At 57.1% G+C, this 15884-nt stretch carries 16 protein-coding genes, 1 tRNA gene and 1 pseudogene; 11 read left to right on the top strand and 7 right to left on the bottom strand.

Annotated features, from left to right (window positions below; all coding sequences use genetic code 11):
* The 5 genes from eefC (at position 1) to nlpA (ending at position 5553) form a co-directional block, all read left to right on the top strand.
* Positions 1-1365, top strand: coding sequence for a multidrug efflux RND transporter outer membrane subunit EefC (eefC, locus tag KGA69_RS06640; RefSeq protein WP_213292924.1), 1365 nt, complete (start codon positions 1-3; stop codon positions 1363-1365).
* A 216-nt stretch (positions 1366-1581) separates the two neighbouring features.
* Positions 1582-2484: an N-acetylmuramic acid 6-phosphate etherase gene (gene murQ, locus KGA69_RS06645; protein ID WP_045390537.1), complete on the top strand. Its 903-nt coding sequence runs from the start codon at positions 1582-1584 to the stop codon at positions 2482-2484.
* A gap of 24 nt (positions 2485-2508) precedes the next feature.
* Positions 2509-3942, top strand: coding sequence for a PTS N-acetylmuramic acid transporter subunit IIBC (murP, locus tag KGA69_RS06650; protein ID WP_063416180.1), 1434 nt, complete (start codon positions 2509-2511; stop codon positions 3940-3942).
* Between the two features lie 61 nt (positions 3943-4003).
* The gene (locus KGA69_RS06655; protein ID WP_213292925.1) at positions 4004-4471 is read left to right on the top strand and encodes a hypothetical protein; all 468 of its coding nucleotides are present in this window, start codon (positions 4004-4006) and stop codon (positions 4469-4471) included.
* A 272-nt stretch (positions 4472-4743) separates the two neighbouring features.
* Complete coding sequence (gene nlpA / locus KGA69_RS06660) at positions 4744-5553, top strand: lipoprotein NlpA (RefSeq protein WP_045390540.1); 810 nt, start codon at positions 4744-4746, stop codon at positions 5551-5553.
* On the opposite strand, the gene KGA69_RS06665 is transcribed toward nlpA, so the two are convergent.
* Positions 5554-6096: an NUDIX domain-containing protein gene (locus KGA69_RS06665; RefSeq protein WP_045390543.1), complete on the bottom strand. Its 543-nt coding sequence runs from the start codon at positions 6094-6096 to the stop codon at positions 5554-5556. It abuts the gene before it with no gap.
* 167 nt (positions 6097-6263) lie between these two features.
* Here KGA69_RS06665 and KGA69_RS06670 point away from each other — a divergent pair, with 167 nt between their 5' ends.
* Both KGA69_RS06670 and KGA69_RS06675 read left to right on the top strand, forming a co-directional pair.
* Positions 6264-7043, top strand: coding sequence for an MBL fold metallo-hydrolase (locus tag KGA69_RS06670; protein WP_045390545.1), 780 nt, complete (start codon positions 6264-6266; stop codon positions 7041-7043).
* Positions 7044-7064: 21 nt separating this feature from the next.
* Entirely contained in the window at positions 7065-8018 is a 954-nt protein-coding gene (locus KGA69_RS06675; protein ID WP_045390821.1) for a GlxA family transcriptional regulator, read from the top strand.
* Here the strand turns inward: KGA69_RS06675 and KGA69_RS06680 are convergent.
* The 3 genes from KGA69_RS06680 to KGA69_RS06690 form a co-directional block, all read right to left on the bottom strand.
* Positions 8015-9064 (bottom strand): NAD(P)-dependent alcohol dehydrogenase, encoded by a 1050-nt coding sequence (locus KGA69_RS06680; RefSeq protein ID WP_045390547.1) that lies wholly within the window; start codon positions 9062-9064, stop codon positions 8015-8017. The two genes, KGA69_RS06675 and KGA69_RS06680, sit on opposite strands and share 4 nt — an antisense overlap.
* Before the next feature lie 157 nt (positions 9065-9221).
* The gene (locus KGA69_RS06685) at positions 9222-9524 is read right to left on the bottom strand and encodes a putative quinol monooxygenase (RefSeq protein WP_045390549.1); all 303 of its coding nucleotides are present in this window, start codon (positions 9522-9524) and stop codon (positions 9222-9224) included.
* Complete coding sequence (locus KGA69_RS06690) at positions 9525-10532, bottom strand: zinc-binding alcohol dehydrogenase family protein (protein ID WP_045390550.1); 1008 nt, start codon at positions 10530-10532, stop codon at positions 9525-9527.
* A gap of 210 nt (positions 10533-10742) precedes the next feature.
* Here KGA69_RS06690 and KGA69_RS06695 point away from each other — a divergent pair, with 210 nt between their 5' ends.
* The 3 genes from KGA69_RS06695 (at position 10743) to KGA69_RS06705 (ending at position 13266) form a co-directional block, all read left to right on the top strand.
* Entirely contained in the window at positions 10743-11189 is a 447-nt protein-coding gene (locus KGA69_RS06695) for a helix-turn-helix domain-containing protein (protein WP_213292926.1), read from the top strand.
* The gene (locus KGA69_RS06700; RefSeq protein WP_032706547.1) at positions 11189-11764 is read left to right on the top strand and encodes a PIN domain-containing protein; all 576 of its coding nucleotides are present in this window, start codon (positions 11189-11191) and stop codon (positions 11762-11764) included. Before KGA69_RS06695 ends, KGA69_RS06700 begins: the two co-directional genes overlap by 1 nt.
* 305 nt (positions 11765-12069) lie before the next feature.
* Complete coding sequence (locus tag KGA69_RS06705; protein WP_015703847.1) at positions 12070-13266, top strand: porin family protein; 1197 nt, start codon at positions 12070-12072, stop codon at positions 13264-13266.
* Between the two features lie 104 nt (positions 13267-13370).
* Here the strand turns inward: KGA69_RS06705 and KGA69_RS06710 are convergent.
* The 3 genes and pseudogenes from KGA69_RS06710 to KGA69_RS06715 form a co-directional block, all read right to left on the bottom strand.
* Positions 13371-13658 (bottom strand): annotated as a pseudogene (locus KGA69_RS06710) (SymE family type I addiction module toxin).
* A complete protein-coding gene (locus KGA69_RS24270) occupies positions 13651-13935 on the bottom strand; it encodes a DUF6680 family protein (protein WP_317852636.1) in 285 nt (94 codons plus the stop codon). The pseudogene KGA69_RS06710 and the gene KGA69_RS24270 overlap by 8 nt, the downstream one beginning before the upstream one ends.
* Before the next feature lie 167 nt (positions 13936-14102).
* A tRNA-Sec gene (locus KGA69_RS06715) sits at positions 14103-14197 on the bottom strand.
* Between the two features lie 292 nt (positions 14198-14489).
* On the opposite strand from KGA69_RS06715, the gene KGA69_RS06720 reads away from it, so the two are divergent.
* Positions 14490-15884, top strand: coding sequence for a glycoside-pentoside-hexuronide family transporter (locus KGA69_RS06720; RefSeq protein ID WP_045390552.1), 1395 nt, complete (start codon positions 14490-14492; stop codon positions 15882-15884).

A 15884-nucleotide genomic window follows, 5' to 3' on the forward strand; every position in this document is an offset into this window, starting at 1 on the left:
ATGTTTCGTTTGAGTTTAATGTTTATCGCGCTCCTGACCGCGGGCTGTGTCTCTCTTGACCCGCACTACGAGCGCCCGGCCGCGCCGGTGCCGGCGACCCTTCCCGGCGCACACGGCGAATCAACGGCGGTGGTCGGCGACTGGCAAAAAGTGGTCAATGATGTGCGGTTAAAAAAAGTGGTCAGCATCGCGCTTAATAGCAACCGCGATGTGCAAAAAGCATTGGCCGATATTGAAGCCGCTCGCGCCCAGTATGGCGAAACGCGCGCATCGTTGTTTCCCACCGTCGATGCCGAGCTGAGCCATACCCGCAGCAAAACGATCGCCAGCGGCTTAAGTTCTACCTCGCAGGCTGACGGCGCGGTCTCGAGCTTCGAACTGGACTTGTTCGGCAAGAACCAGAGCCTGTCGCGTGCGGCGCGAGAAAGCTGGCTTGCCAGCGAATTCACCGCGCAAAATACCCGACTGACGATGATTGCCGATTTGACCACCGCCTGGGTGACGCTGGCGACGGATAATAGCAATCTGGCGCTGGCGCAGCAGACGATGGATAGCGCGGAGAACTCGCGCAAAATCGTCGCTCGCCAGATGGCGGTGGGCATCGCCTCCGCCGGTGATTTAAGTTCGGCGGAAAGCGTCTATCAGCAGGCGCGAGCCAGCGTCGCCAGCTACCGTACGCTGGTGGCGCAGGATAAAAACGCCATTAACCTGCTGGCGGGGGAAACCGCGCCGGAGAGCCTGCTGCCCGGTACGCTGGAGAGCCTGGGGGATAACAGCATCGCGCTGGTGCCGGCGGGGGTATCATCATCGGTACTGTTGCGCCGGCCGGATATTCAGGAGGCGGAACATAATCTCAAGAGCGCTAATGCCGATATCGGTGCGGCGCGAGCGAACTTTTTCCCCTCCATTTCGCTGACCGCCAGCGCCGGGGTCGGCAGCGATTCGCTATCGTCGCTGTTTAGCCATGGCATGCAGGTGTGGTCGTTCGCCCCGTCCATCAGCCTGCCGCTGTTCACCGGCGGCAGTAATCTGGCGCAGCTACGCTATGCGCAGGCTGAGAAAAAGGGGCTGATTGCCACCTACGAGAAATCCATTCAGAGCGCCTTTAAGGACGTTGCCGATGCGCTGGCGCGCCGGGAAACGCTGAGTGAACAGCTCGATGCCCAGCAGCAGTATGTTGCCGCCGAGCAGAAGTCGCTGGATATCGCGATGAAGAGTTACCAGGCCGGGGTCGGCGATTATCTGTCGGTGCTGACCGCCCAGCGGACGCTATGGTCGGCGAAGGCGACGCTGCTGTCGCTGCAGCAGACCGACCTCAATAACCGCATTACGCTCTGGCAATCGCTGGGCGGCGGCGCCAGTTAATGTTCCTCTTCGGACGCGTTATAGCACCTTAATCACTCCTGGCACATGCGTTAACTCCAGGTTGCGGTAATAAAATATTCCACCTTTATTACCGCAACATCTCTGGATATACCTACAATTCTCCTATTATCCCCAGCGTATTAATCGTGATACTCTTCACATGAATGGAATAAAAAATTCCTTATACTGCGCGCAACTGAGAATAACGAGGTTTTTATGAGTATCGACCTGAGCAAACTGCTGACCGAGCGACGCAACGCCAACAGCGCCAACATTGACACCCTCTCCACCGTCGACATGCTGACGGTGATAAACCATGAAGATCAGCTGGTGGCGCAGGCGATAACGCCTTACTTGCCGCAGATAGCGGAAGTCGTGGATAAAGTGGCGGCGGCGCTGCGGGCCGGCGGGCGGCTGATTTACATCGGCGCCGGTACGTCGGGGCGTTTGGGTATCCTGGACGCCAGCGAATGCCCGCCAACCTTTGGCACCCGTCCGGAGCAGGTGGTGGGGATTATCGCCGGCGGACATAAAGCGATTCTGAGCGCCGTGGAAAACGTGGAAGACAATAAAGCGCAAGGGGCGATGGATCTGCAGAACCTTAACTTCAGCAACCGTGATGTGCTGGTGGGGCTGGCGGCCAGCGGGCGTACGCCGTACGTCATTGGCGCGATGGAATACGCCCATAGCCAGAATGCGTTTGTTGCTATCGTCAGCTGTAACCCGCACGGTGAAATGGCGCAGCTGGCGGATGTCGCAATTACCCCGGTGGTCGGCCCGGAAGTGGTTACCGGATCGACCCGCCTGAAAGCCGGCACCGCACAGAAACTGGTGCTGAACATGATCTCCACTGGGGCGATGATCCGCATCGGCAAGGTCTACAGCAACCTGATGGTTGATGTGGAAGCGACCAACGCCAAGCTGATTGAGCGCCAGGTGTCTATCGTGATGGAAGCGACCGATTGCGATCGCGCCACCGCGCAGAATGCGCTGGATGCCTGCGGCCGCCACTGTAAGACGGCGATTGTGATGGTGTTGGCTGACTTAAGCGCCGCAGAAGCGCAGTCGCTGCTGGCGAAAAACAACGGTTATATCCGCAAGGCGCTAGGCAACACCTGAGCGCCGACAGACAGGTAACAGGCAATGGCAAAAATAACGAAAGAGATGATAGCGCGGATCCTGGCCCACGTCGGCGGGGCCGCAAACGTGGCGCAGGCGGGTAACTGCATGACGCGCCTGCGCTTGACCCTGCGCGATGAAAGCCTGGCCGATAGCGCCGCCATTCGCCAGATTGACGGCGTGATGGGGGTTATCGTCAGCGATGAACAGTTCCAGGTGGTATTAGGCCCCGGCAAGGCGCAGACCGCCGCGGAAATGATGAACGGCCTGATGGACGCGGCGCCGCAGGCAGCCGCCTCGCTGGCGGATGTGGCGGCGGAAAAAAAGCAGGCGCTGAAGAGCAAACAGACCAGCGGGGTACAGAAATTTCTCGCGAAGTTCGCCACTATCTTTACGCCGTTGATCCCCGGATTCATCGCCGTCGGTCTGCTGCTGGGCTTTGCCACGTTGGCGGAACAAATCTTCGTGCTGGAGAACGCGCACCCTAACGCCAGCCTGGTGGCGCTGATTGGCTACATGAAGGTATTCAGCAAAGGGATGTTTACCTTCCTGAGTATCCTGATTGGCTATAACGCTCAGAAAGCCTTCGGCGGTTCGGGCGTGAACGGCGCGATTATCGCCTCGCTGTTCGTGCTGGGCTACAACCCGGAAGCAACCAGCGGATTCTACGCCGGAATTTCGACCTTCTTCGGCCACGGTATCGACCCGCGCGGCAATATTATCGGCGTGCTAATCGCCTCGATTCTTGGCGCGTGGGTGGAGCGTCAGGTGCGGCGGATAATGCCCGCTAACCTCGATATGATCCTCACCTCGGCGGTGACGCTGCTGATTATGGGCGCGGTGACCTTTACGGTGATTATGCCGATTGGCGGCTGGCTGTTTACCGGTATGTCGTGGCTGTTCCTGCATCTTAACGGCAATCCGTTTGGCTCGGCGGTGCTGGCCGGGCTGTTCCTGCTGGCGGTGATGTTCGGCGTGCATCAGGGGTTTGTGCCGGTCTATTTTGCGCTGGTGGATGCGCAGGGCTTTAACTCGCTGTTCCCGATCCTGGCGATGGCCGGGGCCGGGCAGGTGGGTGCGGCGCTGGCGCTGTTCTGGCGCGCGAAGCGCGATTCGCTGCTGCGAACCCAGATCAAAGGAGCGATCATTCCAGGCTTCCTCGGCATTGGCGAACCGCTGATTTACGGCGTAACCCTGCCGCGTATGAAACCGTTTATTACCGCCTGTATCGGCGGCGCCTGCGGCGGTTTCTTCGTGGGCCTGATTGCCTGGCTGGGGCTGCCGGTCGGCCTGAACACGGTGTTCGGCCCCTCGGGGCTGGTGGCGTTGCCGCTGATGACCTCCGGAAGCGGAATTTATGCCGGGATGGCGGTGTACGCCGGCGGTCTGGTGGTTTCGTATCTATGCGGTTTTGTCCTCACCTGGCTGTTCGCCAGCAAAAACGTTGACCTGAGTTAAGCGTATTTCCCCGGCTACGGTTGCCCCGGTAAGCGTAAGCGCTACCGGCGAAGAGTCCCGGATGTCGGCTAACGCCTCATCCGGGCTACGGTTAGGCATTCGGCCGGTAGCCCCGGTAAGCGTAAGCGCTACCGGGGAAGAGTCCCGGATGTCGGCTAATGCCTCATCCGGGCTATGGTTGGGCATTCGGTCGGTAGCCCCGGTAAGCGTAAGCGCTACCGGGGAAGAGTCCCGGACGTTGGCTAACGCCTCATCCGGGCCACGGTTGGGCATTCGGCCGGTAGCCCCGGTAAGCGTAAGCGCTACCGGGGAAGAGTCCCGGATGTCGGCTAACGCCTCATCCGGGCTACGGTTAGGCATTCGGCCGGTAGCCCCGGTAAGCGTAAGCGCTACCGGGGAAGAGTCCCGGATGTCGGCTAACGCCTCATCCGGGCTACGGTTGGGCATTCGGTCGGTAGCCCCGGTAGCGCAAGCGCTACCGGGGAAGAGTCCCGGATGTCGGCTAACGCCTCATCCGGGCTACGGTTAGGCATTCGGCCGGTAGCCCCGGTAAGCGTAAGCGCTACCGGGGAAGAGTCCCGGATGTCGGCTAATGCCTCATCCGGGCTATGGTTGGGCATTCGGCCGGTAGCCCCGGTAAGCGTAAGCGCTACCGGGGAGCTGCTGGCCATCGCTTCATTCCGCGCTTAGACGATTTTCATCTTATTGATACCTTTTCGTGTTTAAAAATCGAGCACAAAATCGTTATAGTTTTGCTCGAAAAATAATAATGATTTTCCATGGACTGACGGGGTACTAACGATGAAATGGCGTTTACGCACGGCGGCGGCAGTGATGCTGGCTGGCCTGCTGTTAGCGGGCTGTGACCAGAAGAATGACAATGCCAAACACATAAAAGTCGGCGTGATTAACGGTGCGGAACAGGATGTGGCGGAAGTGGCGAAGAAGGTGGCGAAAGAAAAGTATGGCCTCGACGTCGAGCTGGTGGGCTTTAGCGGCTCGCTGTTGCCGAACGATGCTACCAACGCCGGGGAGCTGGATGCCAACGTCTTCCAGCATCGTCCCTATCTGGAACAAGACAACAAAGCGCACGGCTACCACCTGGTGGCCATCGGCAATACTTTCGTCTTTCCCATGGCCGGCTATTCGCGCAAGATTAAATCCGTTGCCGATATTAAAGATGGCGCGACCATCGCCATTCCCAATGACCCGACCAACCTCGGCCGCGCGCTATTGTTATTGCAAAAAGAGCAGCTGATTACCCTCAAAGCGGGTACCGGCCTGCTGCCGACGGCGGTGGATATCACCAGTAACCCGCGAAACCTGAAAATTATGGAGCTGGAGGGCGCGCAGCTGCCGCGGGTGCTGGACGATCCGAAGGTCGATGTCGCTATTATCAGTACCACCTACCTGCAGCAAACCGGGTTATCGCCGGTGCGCGATGGCATCTTTATTGAAGACAAAAACTCGCCGTACGTGAACATCATTGTGGCGCGTGAAGACAATAAAGACGCCGAAAACGTGAAAGAGTTTATGCAGTCGTACCAGTCGCCGGAAGTGGTGAAGGCGGCAGAAACCATCTTCAACGGCGGCGCGGTACCGGGCTGGTAATCATCTACGCTGCGCCATCAGGTGCAGTAGCGGCACCAGAGACAGCCCGTCCGGCATTTCGCCGCGGGCGATCAGCTGGTTTATCTCCTCGAAGGTAAACCAGCCGGTTTCCATCACTTCATCCTGATCTGCGTCCATGCCAACCCAGCTTAAATCGGTGGCGAGCCAGGTGATAAACAGCTGGTCGCTGCTGCCGTATGACGGGTTGTAGCGGATGATTTCCTCAGCGCGTTGCGCCTGCCAGCCGGTCTCTTCGCGCAGTTCGCGCAGCGCGGCGACGGCGGGCTCTTCACCTTCATCGATGCCGCCTGACGGGATAGCCCACACCACCTTATCGATCAGATAGCGGTAATGACGAATCAGCAGCACTTTGTCATCCTGGAGCGCCACAATTCCGACCGCCGGGCGCGGGTAGTGAATGGAATAAAAGTCGCGCCGCTCGCCGGGGGCGACATCAATACCTACCTTGCGCATGCTGAACCACGGCGTCTCGGCGATGACCTGCGGGTTGTGCATATCGGCGGCGGTTAGTTTCTTCTTCATCCTGCCATTCCTGTAGAAAGTTTAACCTTCAGAACAACATAGCCGGCTGTGATTGGCAACCGTCGCAGGTTGGCCCGATTTCATCGATCATTGCCCAAACGCCCATATTGCGCCAGGCTGGTACTCAGTACGATGTTCGTCAGATTACCCCACAGAGGAACGCTAACATGAACATCACCCATATCCGCAATGCTACACAGATTATTGAATACGCTGGTAAAAAGTTCCTGATCGACCCCATGCTGGCGGACAAAGGCGCCTGGCCGGGCTTTCCCGGAACCGCGCGCAGCGAGCTACGTAATCCGCTGGTGGCGCTGCCGTTTTCCCGCGAAAAGATTATCGACGTTGACGCGGTTATCGTCACCCATACCCATGACGATCATTGGGACGAGGCGGCGATCGCGGCGATCCCGAAAGCCCTGCCGGTTTTCGTCCAGCATGAGGCCGACGCCGCGCTGCTGCGCAGCCAGGGATTTCAGGATATCCGCCTGCTGTCGGCAGACAGTGAATTTGCTGGCGTTAGTCTGCAGAAAACCACTTCCGGGCAACATGGCAGCGACCGTACCTACGCGGTACCGGCGATGGCTGAACGTCTGGGCGAGGCCTGCGGCGTGGTGTTCCGTCATCCGCAGGAGAAGACGCTGTGGCTGGTCGGCGATACCATCTGGCGTGATGAGATCGAAGCCGACATGCTGAAGCTGCGCCCGGATGTGGTGGTGCTTAACGCCGGTTACGCTCACGTTATCGGCTTTGGCCCGATCATCATGGGTAAAGAGGATCTGCTGAAGGCGCATTTCGCCCTGCCGGAAGCGAAAATCATGGCCATCCACCTGGAGGCGGTTAACCATTGTCTGGTGAGCCGCGAAGAGATGCGCCAGTACGTCGCGGATAATCAGATTGCCGGGGTAGTGAGTATTCCGCAGGATGGGGAAACCGTTGTTTATTAATCTGCTCAAGGGGAAGGGATGATGACATTAACCGACGTGGCGATTGTCGCCGTAGAGGGCTTTAGCCCGTTTCATTATGCCGTCCCCTGTATGCTGTTTGGCGATACGGTCTCGGAAACCAAACGTTTTAATCTGCAGATTTGCGCCGAACAGCCGGGATTACTCAGCGCCCGCGACGGCTTTGCGCTGTACGCCAGCGGCGATTTTACCGCGATGGAACAGGCCGATATCGTGGTGGTGCCCTACTGGGGCGAGGTCAACCAGCGCCCGCCGCAGGCGCTGAACGCGAGTCTGGTTCGAGCGCGCGATAACGGCGCGGAAATCGTCGGCCTGTGCCTCGGCGCGTTCGTCCTTGGCTACGCCGGGCTACTCGACGGTAAGCGGGCGGCGACCCACTGGGAGTTCGAGCAGGATTTCCAGCGCCTGTTTCCGCAGGTGCGGCTCGATATCAACGCCCTGTACGTCGATGACCAGAAGGTGATTACCTCGGCGGGGACCGCGGCGGCGCTAGATTGCTGCCTGTATATCATTCGCCAGCGTTTTGGCAGCCTCGCCGCCAACCAGATCGCCCGGCGGATGATCGTGCCGCCGCACCGCGAGGGCGGCCAGGCGCAGTTTATCGCCCAGCCGGTGCCGCGCAACACCCGCGATGCGCGGATGAACTGTCTGCTGGATTATCTGCAGCAGCACATTGCCGAACCGCATAATCTTGATTCGCTGGCCGAGGTGGTGGCGATGAGCCGCCGTACGCTGACCCGCCACTTCGCCCGGGCGACCGGGATGAGCATCGCCGACTGGTTGACCGCCGAGCGCCTGCGCCGTAGCCAGAGCCTGCTCGAAGCGGGGGATTTACCGGTCGAGCAGGTGGCGGAAGCGGTGGGCTATCTTTCCGCCGTCACCTGGCGCCAGCAGTTTAAAGCGCGTTTTGGCGTCAGCCCGACGGAGTGGCGGCGGACTTTCCGCCGCGGTGTTTAGCCGGCGAGGGTCGAACTGTCGATCACGAAGCGATATTTCACGTCGCCCTTGACCATTCTTTCCCAGGCTTCGTTGATCTGATCGCCGCGAATCAGCTCGATATCGGCGACGATGCCGTGTTCGGCGCAGAAGTCGAGCATCTCCTGGGTTTCCGGGATACCGCCGATCATCGAGCCGGCAATCGAGCGGCGGCGGAAGATCAAATTGAACACTTCAGGCGACGGATGCGGCGTGGCCGGGGCGCCAACCAGCGTCATGGTGCCATCGCGTTTTAGCAGCGTGGTGAAGGCATCGAGATTATGCGGCGCCGCCACGGTGTTGAGGATGAAATCGAAGCTTTTGGCGTGGACCGCCATTTCGTCTTCGTTACGCGACACTACGACCTCATCCGCGCCCAACGCTCTGGCCGCGTCGCGCTTGGATTCCGAGGTGGTAAAGGCCACCACGTGGGCCCCCATGGCGTGGGCCAACTTGATTCCCATATGCCCCAACCCGCCGATGCCGACGACGCCGACTTTTTTGCCCGGCCCGGCGTGCCAGTGGCGTAGCGGCGAATAGGTCGTGATCCCGGCGCATAACAGCGGCGCGACGGCGGCGAGCTGCGCTTCGGGATGATTTATCCGCAGTACGTAGCGTTCATTGACCACGATCTGCTGTGAATAACCGCCCAGCGTATGCCCTGGCGCGTCCTGGGTCGGCCCGTTATAGGTCAGCACCATATGGTCGCAGTAGTTCTCCAGCCCTTCAGCGCACTCCTCGCACTGTTTACAGCTATCCACCATACAGCCGACGCCCACCAGATCGCCTACGGCGTAACCTGAGACGGCATCGCCGACCGCCGTCACCCGGCCAACGATTTCATGGCCCGGCACGCAGGGATACAGTGTCCCGGCCCATTCCGCTCGCGCCTGATGGAGATCGGAATGGCAGACGCCGCAGTATGCAATGGCGATCTGCACATCCTGTGGGCCGGGTTCGCGGCGGGTGATAGACATCGATTCGAGCGGCTGGCTGGCGGAGTACGTACCTATAGCGTTGATCTGCATAGCATTACCTCTTGTGCAATAGCGTGATAAATCAAGCGGAAGGGGTGAGCGTTTTTTGCGCGGCAAGGGTAAGCGTAGCCTGGCTAAGGCAGGATGAGAAAAGCGCAGCTCGAAGGGTTAAAAAAAGGCGCCTCACTGAGGTGAGGCGCTCGTGATATCAAGGCGCGATGGGTGTCAGATAATCCAGCCGCAGCGGCTCGGCGAGCAGGCTCTCCATCTGGCCGATAAAGGCCTGGAAGTAGGGCTGAGCGATATGCTCATCCAGCGCCTGTTGGTCGCGCCAGGACTCACGCATGTAGAAGGTATCCGGCGCGTCGCGCAGCTGAAACAGCGCGTAGTCGAGATTGCCCTGCTCCTCGCGGGTTGGCAGCAGCAGCGCCTGCAGCGCGTCGCGCAGGGCCTCGGTTTGGCCGGCTTTCGCCTTCAGAACCGCGATAAGCGCAATGGTGTCGTCGCGCATTTAGAAACCCTCCAGCACGATTTTGCCGACCGAGCGCCCGGTTTCCAGCTTAGCGTGGGCTTTTTGCAGATTGGCGGCGTTGATAGTGCCGTAGTGTTCGCCAAGGGTAGTGCGCAGCGTGTTATCGTCAATCAACGCGGCGACGCGGGTCAGTAGCTGATGTTGGGCGATCATATCATCCGTCTCAAACATTGAGCGGGTGAACATAAATTCCCAGTGCAGCGAAATGCTTTTCGCTTTCAGCGGCACCACGTCCAGGCTCTCCGGGTCATCAATCAGCGCCAGCTTACCCTGCGGGGCGAGCGCGGCGATCAGTTCGTTAAAGTGCTGATCGGTATTGGTCAGGCTGGCGACGTGGGTCACGGCATGAATGCCGATTTTCGCCAGTTCTTCACCGAGCGGTTTGCTGTGGTCGATGACGTGATGCGCCCCGGCCTCGCGTACCCACTTCTGGCTTTCCGGGCGCGATGCGGTGCCAATTACCGTCATGTTGGTGAGTTTGCTGGCCAACTGGGTAAGGATAGAGCCAACGCCGCCCGCCGCGCCGACAATCAGCAGCGTATCGCCGGCGTTACCGCCTTCCTGCACGCCAAGGCGGTGGAACAGCAATTCCCAGGCGGTGATAGCGGTCAGAGGCAGCGCGGCGGCGGCGGCATTCTCCAGCGAGCGCGGCTTCAGCGCCACGATGCGTTCATCAACCAGCTGCAGTTCGCTGTTGCTGCCGGGGCGGCCCAGCGCGCCGGCGTACCACACTTCATCGCCCAGCGCGAACAGCGTCACCGCATCGCCAACGGCTTTCACCACGCCAACCGCATCCCAGCCCAGCACTCGCGGGTTATCGGCATTAAACCCGGCGCGCACTTTGGTGTCGACCGGGTTCACCGAAATGGCTTTGACCTCGACCAGCAGATCGTGCCCCTGCGCCTGCGGATCCGGCAGATCGATATCGCGTAAAAAGGGGATGTTGTTGCCGTCGGCGGCGGCCTGGGTAATGGCAATGGCTTTCATAGGTTCTCCGATCTACAAAGAGGATTCATGGTGCGAATGCGTCGAGGATAGACCGGTCTACCGTCGGGAAAAACGGCCCGGCGGCGATAACAGTTATATAAAAAAAGTGAAAATCGGCGAATGCGACATAAGAGTGTTTCGTTTATTTCGAATATTGTGAGTTTCGAATATTGCGATTATAATTTGTACATGGCCATTGGAGACAAGCGCATGACTAAACTGAACCTTCCGGATCCGCAGGAGAGTGAACTTGCCCAGCGCGGGCAGCGTGAGCTGGCGGCATATCTTTCTACTCATCTTGAAACGCAGCGTATTGCGATTGTGGGTGAAGATGACAAGACCCATACTATTGAGTTGCCAACCAGCGCTCTGACTATGCTGATGGAGATCCTTGGGGAATTGGCTTGTGGCAACGCGGTGCAGATTGTTCCTGTTCATGCTGAACTCACCACCCAGGAAGCAGCGAATATCCTCAATGTTTCTCGTCCGCATATGGTTAAACTGCTGGAAGCGAGGAAGCTTCCATTTCATAAAACTGGACGCCATCGGCGGGTTCTGTTTGCCGATCTGATGGAGTATAAAAAACGTAGGGAACAGGAAAGCCTGGACGCGATGCAAGCGCTGGCGGATCAGGCGCAGGACTTAGGGATGTATTAATGCGACATTCACCTTATCCGGTGATTTTAGATGCTTGTGTATTATATCCAGCACGGCTCAGGGATTTATTAATGCACTTAGGGATCGCTGGACTTTATCAACCAAAATGGAGCCGCTTCATTCACGATGAATGGTGCAGGAATCTCCTTATAAATCGGCCCGATATAGCACCTGAAGCGCTGCGTCGTACCGTTGATCTCATGAATGCAGCTTTACCGGATGCTAATGTAACGGGTTTTGCAGGATTAATTAACGGACTAGTTTTACCCGACCCTGACGATCGGCATGTCCTTGCTGCGGCAATCAGAGCGAAGGCTGAAATTATCGTTACGTTAAATCATAAAGACTTTCCAGCAGAATCATTGCTTCCATTTGAAATTGAAACACTTCATCCTGATGTTTTCATATCGGATCTGTTCGACCTAAATCATGCACTGGCGTTGGAAGCGGTGAGAAGGCAGCGGCAGTCTCTCAAGCATCCTCCAATGACCGTCGATGAGTTCCTGGAGATGCTGCTAAAGCAGGGCTTGCCGATGACGGTAAAAGAGTTAGCTAATTACCAGTACGCCATATAGCGATAGTCATTACCTGGAAGTATTTTTTGTTTCATATCTGAGACCCTTTTCCTTTCCATGTCGCAAATATTAATATCACTCCGGAAGAATAATAATATTGCGTTATGGCTCAAGGTTTATACCTTGACGCCCGACATCCTGCGTGCGATTTTTCTTCTATCAAATAATAAACAGAGTTTCATATTTGGAACAAAAATAAAATCATCATGCTATTTAATTAAGAGTTTCACCACTGAGACAAAATAATAAGTCGATATTAATCGACGGCCTTTTATCGCTTATAAAAATAAAGTGAGGGATGTGCTATGCGTAAAATACTCCTTTCTCTGCTGCTGGCAGCCGCGACCAGCGGGCTGGCGCTGGCGGACGACGGCAAGCCGTTCCCGCATATCGGCTGGCGCAGCGCGGATAATCTCGCCGGGCTGGATTTCGGCGGCGCGCTGCGGGCGAACTATCGCTATGAGGACTGGAAAGGCAGTAATTACCGCAACCCGCCGCATCTGCGTTTTGATACCTTCCGTATCGACAGCAGCGGCTTCTATGATAATTATTTCTTTGATGCCGGGTTCTGGTTCCAGGATCACCGTAAATACGCCATCGACCGCGCTTACGTAGGGTATCGCTTCGACAACAATAATAATATTCAACTGGGGATCCCCGGTAAACCATTTGGCCTTGAACCTTATCCGCAATTTGGCTGGTCCTACGGTATTCCGTTTTATTTAGGCTTTGGCGTGAGCGCCGGTAGCGGCGTGAACTATCAATATCACGATAATAACTGGTCGCTGGATGTGGCCTATTTCCCGTGGATGGAACCGGAGAATTTGCGCTATGCGCCGGACGTTGGCGATTACGATCGGCTAAAAAACACTATCTATCCGACTCAGCATCAGCAGCATAATGAAAAGCGCGACCAGGTGAATGTGCGTATTGCGCGGGATTTTCACGGCGGCGGCTGGAATAACGAGCTGGGCGGCTCGCTGGCGTTGGCGCGGTTGCACAACCGCGAGACCGACGACGACGGCACCTTCTGGGCGGCAGGCGTGCACGGCATGTTACATAACGGGCCGTGGCAACTGACCTCGCAGCTGATTCGCTATCAGTACGATCCGAAGAACCCAGCGGGCGTCAGCGACGATACGATACTGATGGGCGGCAACGGCCTGACGCCGGCCTACCTGATCCCGGCGAAAGCGACGACCGCGTCGCTGAACGTCGCCCGCGATGTCGACGTGAAGTGGGGCGGCGTGTCGAAGCTGCGTTTTTACAATGACTACAGCGTGCTGTGGAAAGATAAAAGCGGCTGGAGCGATTCGCAGATGAACACCCTTGGCGTACAGGTCTTCGCTCTGCCGGTGATGTTCTGGGTCGATCTCAGCTGGGCGAAGAACGTTAATCCGTGGGGCGGCGCGCTGAACGCTACCGGCTGGACCAGCACCCAGTCCGAGGGCAGCGGCAAATGGTACTTTCGCACTAACGTCAATATTGGCTATTACTTCTGAGGCGGGAATTTTCCCTGCTCGCGCTGCGCTCAGCAGGGCTACTGTTCTGCGCCGTCTGGTAGCCCGGGTAAGGCGCTAGCCGCCACTCGGGGGCTTGCTCGCTATCAGGCATGTTGCAACGTGCTGTTGACGCTTTTCAGCGATTGTTGAATATGCCGTAATTCGGCTGTTAGCTTCTCTTCTTTATCGCTGAGAGGCAGCAATACAATGCAGCCATCCATCACCTTAACCGTGACCGGCTTCCCGGTATCGAACCCCGCTTCGCGTAGCTACTTGCCGGAAAGGGTAAGACTTAGTGTACTGGTATCCTGGCCATTGGGCCGATAGCCAACCAGCAGCTGACGCTCGGTTCCGCTAGCGGTGATATCTGGGGTAGAATGAAAATCAGCCATAATCAACTCCTTGATAGTTGGTGAGGTTAGCACTTATCAGATATTGCGAGTACCTGATGGGGTCGATGAACTTAACTCTCCTCTCGGCTGGGAACACCAACAATCTCCATTTTATAGTCCCTTCATCAGTGATTATGGATGCCAGACCCTTTCTTATTTTTAATTGATCGTTTTCAATTTCACCGTGTGCTATTGGCGAGTAGATAGCAGTTTGTAACTGAACGCGCTCAAAATCATAACCAATATCTTTTGCAATAGCTGAAAGAAGGTCACAAATAAATTATTGCTGTTTTGATTCCAGATAAGACCGCTGGCGTTATCGTTGTTTGGATATGTTGTATTTAGATGTGAGAAATACAACTTCCAGAAGGAAGTATTCAACAGGGTAGGCTAACAGCAGAATATTTAATATATGCCGAATGGCCGATAGAGAATGAGAAACTTTGGCGGAAGATCACAGGAGTTGAACCTGCCCGGGACCGCTGGCGGCCCCAACTGGATTTGAAGTCCAGCCACCTCACCGGAGATGACGATCTTCCGCGCCTCGATTGCTACATGGAGGCGGGGCGCATTATAGCTACTTTCAGGCATTTACCACATACCTAAACGCACTTTTTTACTGTTAAAACTGGACTTTGCAGAACAGCCTGAGACAAATCCGTTCAAAATCCATGGGTTACACTTTTTCACACTCTTTCGGGCTACCGCGATCACAGAAAACAAGAAACGTAATTTGATAACGAGATATCGCAATTCATCTTACTGCGCCAAAGGTTTAAAAAAATCGTAACCGGTACCAATCCGCGGTGCCGCTAAGGGAATAGTGCGCAAATGAAAGATCATATTCTGTCCGTCAAAGAGAAAATTGGCTACGGTATGGGTGACGCCGCCAGCCACATCATTTTTGATAACGTCATGTTATACATGATGTTTTTCTACACCGATATTTTCGGTATCCCCGCCGGCTTTGTCGGCACCATGTTCCTGCTGGCGCGGGCGCTGGATGCGATTTCCGACCCGTGCATGGGCCTGCTTGCCGACCGTACCCGCAGCCGCTGGGGTAAGTTCCGCCCGTGGATACTCTTCGGCGCTATCCCGTTCGGTCTCGTCTGCGTGCTGGCCTACAGTTCGCCGGATTTAAGCCACAACGGCAAGCTGATCTACGCCGCCGTGACCTACACGCTGCTGACCCTGCTCTACACCGTGGTGAATATCCCCTACTGCGCGCTCGGCGGCGTGATCACCGATAACCCGACGCAGCGCATCTCGCTGCAGTCCTGGCGCTTCGTGCTGGCGACGGCGGGGGGCATGCTCTCCACCGTGCTGATGATGCCGCTGGTCAACTTTATCGGCGGCGAAAATAAAGCGCTGGGCTTCCAGGGTGGCATTGCGGTGCTCTCGGTGGTCGCCTTCCTGATGCTGGCCTTCTGTTTTTTCACCACCAAAGAGCGTGTCGAAGCGCCGCCGAGCAGTACCTCGATGCGTGAAGACCTGCGCGATATCTGGCGCAATGACCAGTGGCGGGTGGTCGGCGTACTCACCATCCTCAATATCCTCGCGGTCTGCGTTCGCGGCGGCGCGATGATGTACTACACCACCTGGATCATGGGCTCGGCGGCGCTGTTCACCATCTTCCTCACCACCTACTGCGTCGGCAACCTGATTGGCTCGGCGCTGGCGAAGCCGCTGACCGACTGGAAATGCAAAGTCAGCGTCTTCTGGTGGACCAACGCCCTCCTGGCGGTGCTCAGCGTGGCGATGTTCTTCGTACCGATGGACGCCGAAATCACCATGTTCGTCTTTATCTTCATCATTGGCGTACTGCACCAGCTGGTGACGCCAATCCAGTGGGTGATGATGTCCGACACCGTCGACTACGGCGAATGGTGCAACGGCAAACGCCTGACCGGCATCAGCTTCGCCGGCACCCTGTTTGTGCTCAAGTTGGGGCTGGCGCTGGGCGGCGCGCTGATCGGCTGGATGCTGGCCGGCGGCGGCTATGACGCCGCCGCTAAAACCCAGAACAGCGCCACCCTCACCATCATTATCGCCTTGTTCACCCTCGTTCCGGCGGTGTGCTACCTGCTGAGCGCGGTAATCGCCAAACGCTACTACACGCTAAAAACACCGTTCCTGAAAAAAATGATGGCCGAGCTGGCCCAGGGCGCGCGTCGCAACGAACAAGAATTCACGGCAGCCCCGATCGACAAAGAATGGCAAAACTAA

It is taken from the genome of Klebsiella sp. A52, from assembly GCF_018388785.1.
Lineage (GTDB): Bacteria > Pseudomonadota > Gammaproteobacteria > Enterobacterales > Enterobacteriaceae > Klebsiella > Klebsiella aerogenes.

Bases quoted from the DNA above. Each gene is read 5' to 3' on its own strand.
- eefC (WP_213292924.1), top strand. From the start codon at position 1: ATGTTTCGTTTGAGTTTAATGTTTATCGCGCTCCTGACCGCGGGCTGT.
- murQ (WP_045390537.1), top strand. From the start codon at position 1,582: ATGAGTATCGACCTGAGCAAACTGCTGACCGAGCGACGCAACGCCAAC.
- murP (WP_063416180.1), top strand. From the start codon at position 2,509: ATGGCAAAAATAACGAAAGAGATGATAGCGCGGATCCTGGCCCACGTC.
- KGA69_RS06655 (WP_213292925.1), top strand. From the start codon at position 4,004: ATGTCGGCTAACGCCTCATCCGGGCTACGGTTAGGCATTCGGCCGGTA.
- nlpA (WP_045390540.1), top strand. From the start codon at position 4,744: ATGAAATGGCGTTTACGCACGGCGGCGGCAGTGATGCTGGCTGGCCTG.
- KGA69_RS06665 (WP_045390543.1), bottom strand. From the start codon at position 6,096: ATGAAGAAGAAACTAACCGCCGCCGATATGCACAACCCGCAGGTCATC.
- KGA69_RS06670 (WP_045390545.1), top strand. From the start codon at position 6,264: ATGAACATCACCCATATCCGCAATGCTACACAGATTATTGAATACGCT.
- KGA69_RS06675 (WP_045390821.1), top strand. From the start codon at position 7,065: ATGACATTAACCGACGTGGCGATTGTCGCCGTAGAGGGCTTTAGCCCG.
- KGA69_RS06680 (WP_045390547.1), bottom strand. From the start codon at position 9,064: ATGCAGATCAACGCTATAGGTACGTACTCCGCCAGCCAGCCGCTCGAA.
- KGA69_RS06685 (WP_045390549.1), bottom strand. From the start codon at position 9,524: ATGCGCGACGACACCATTGCGCTTATCGCGGTTCTGAAGGCGAAAGCC.
- KGA69_RS06690 (WP_045390550.1), bottom strand. From the start codon at position 10,532: ATGAAAGCCATTGCCATTACCCAGGCCGCCGCCGACGGCAACAACATC.
- KGA69_RS06695 (WP_213292926.1), top strand. From the start codon at position 10,743: ATGACTAAACTGAACCTTCCGGATCCGCAGGAGAGTGAACTTGCCCAG.
- KGA69_RS06700 (WP_032706547.1), top strand. From the start codon at position 11,189: ATGCGACATTCACCTTATCCGGTGATTTTAGATGCTTGTGTATTATAT.
- KGA69_RS06705 (WP_015703847.1), top strand. From the start codon at position 12,070: ATGCGTAAAATACTCCTTTCTCTGCTGCTGGCAGCCGCGACCAGCGGG.
- KGA69_RS06720 (WP_045390552.1), top strand. From the start codon at position 14,490: ATGAAAGATCATATTCTGTCCGTCAAAGAGAAAATTGGCTACGGTATG.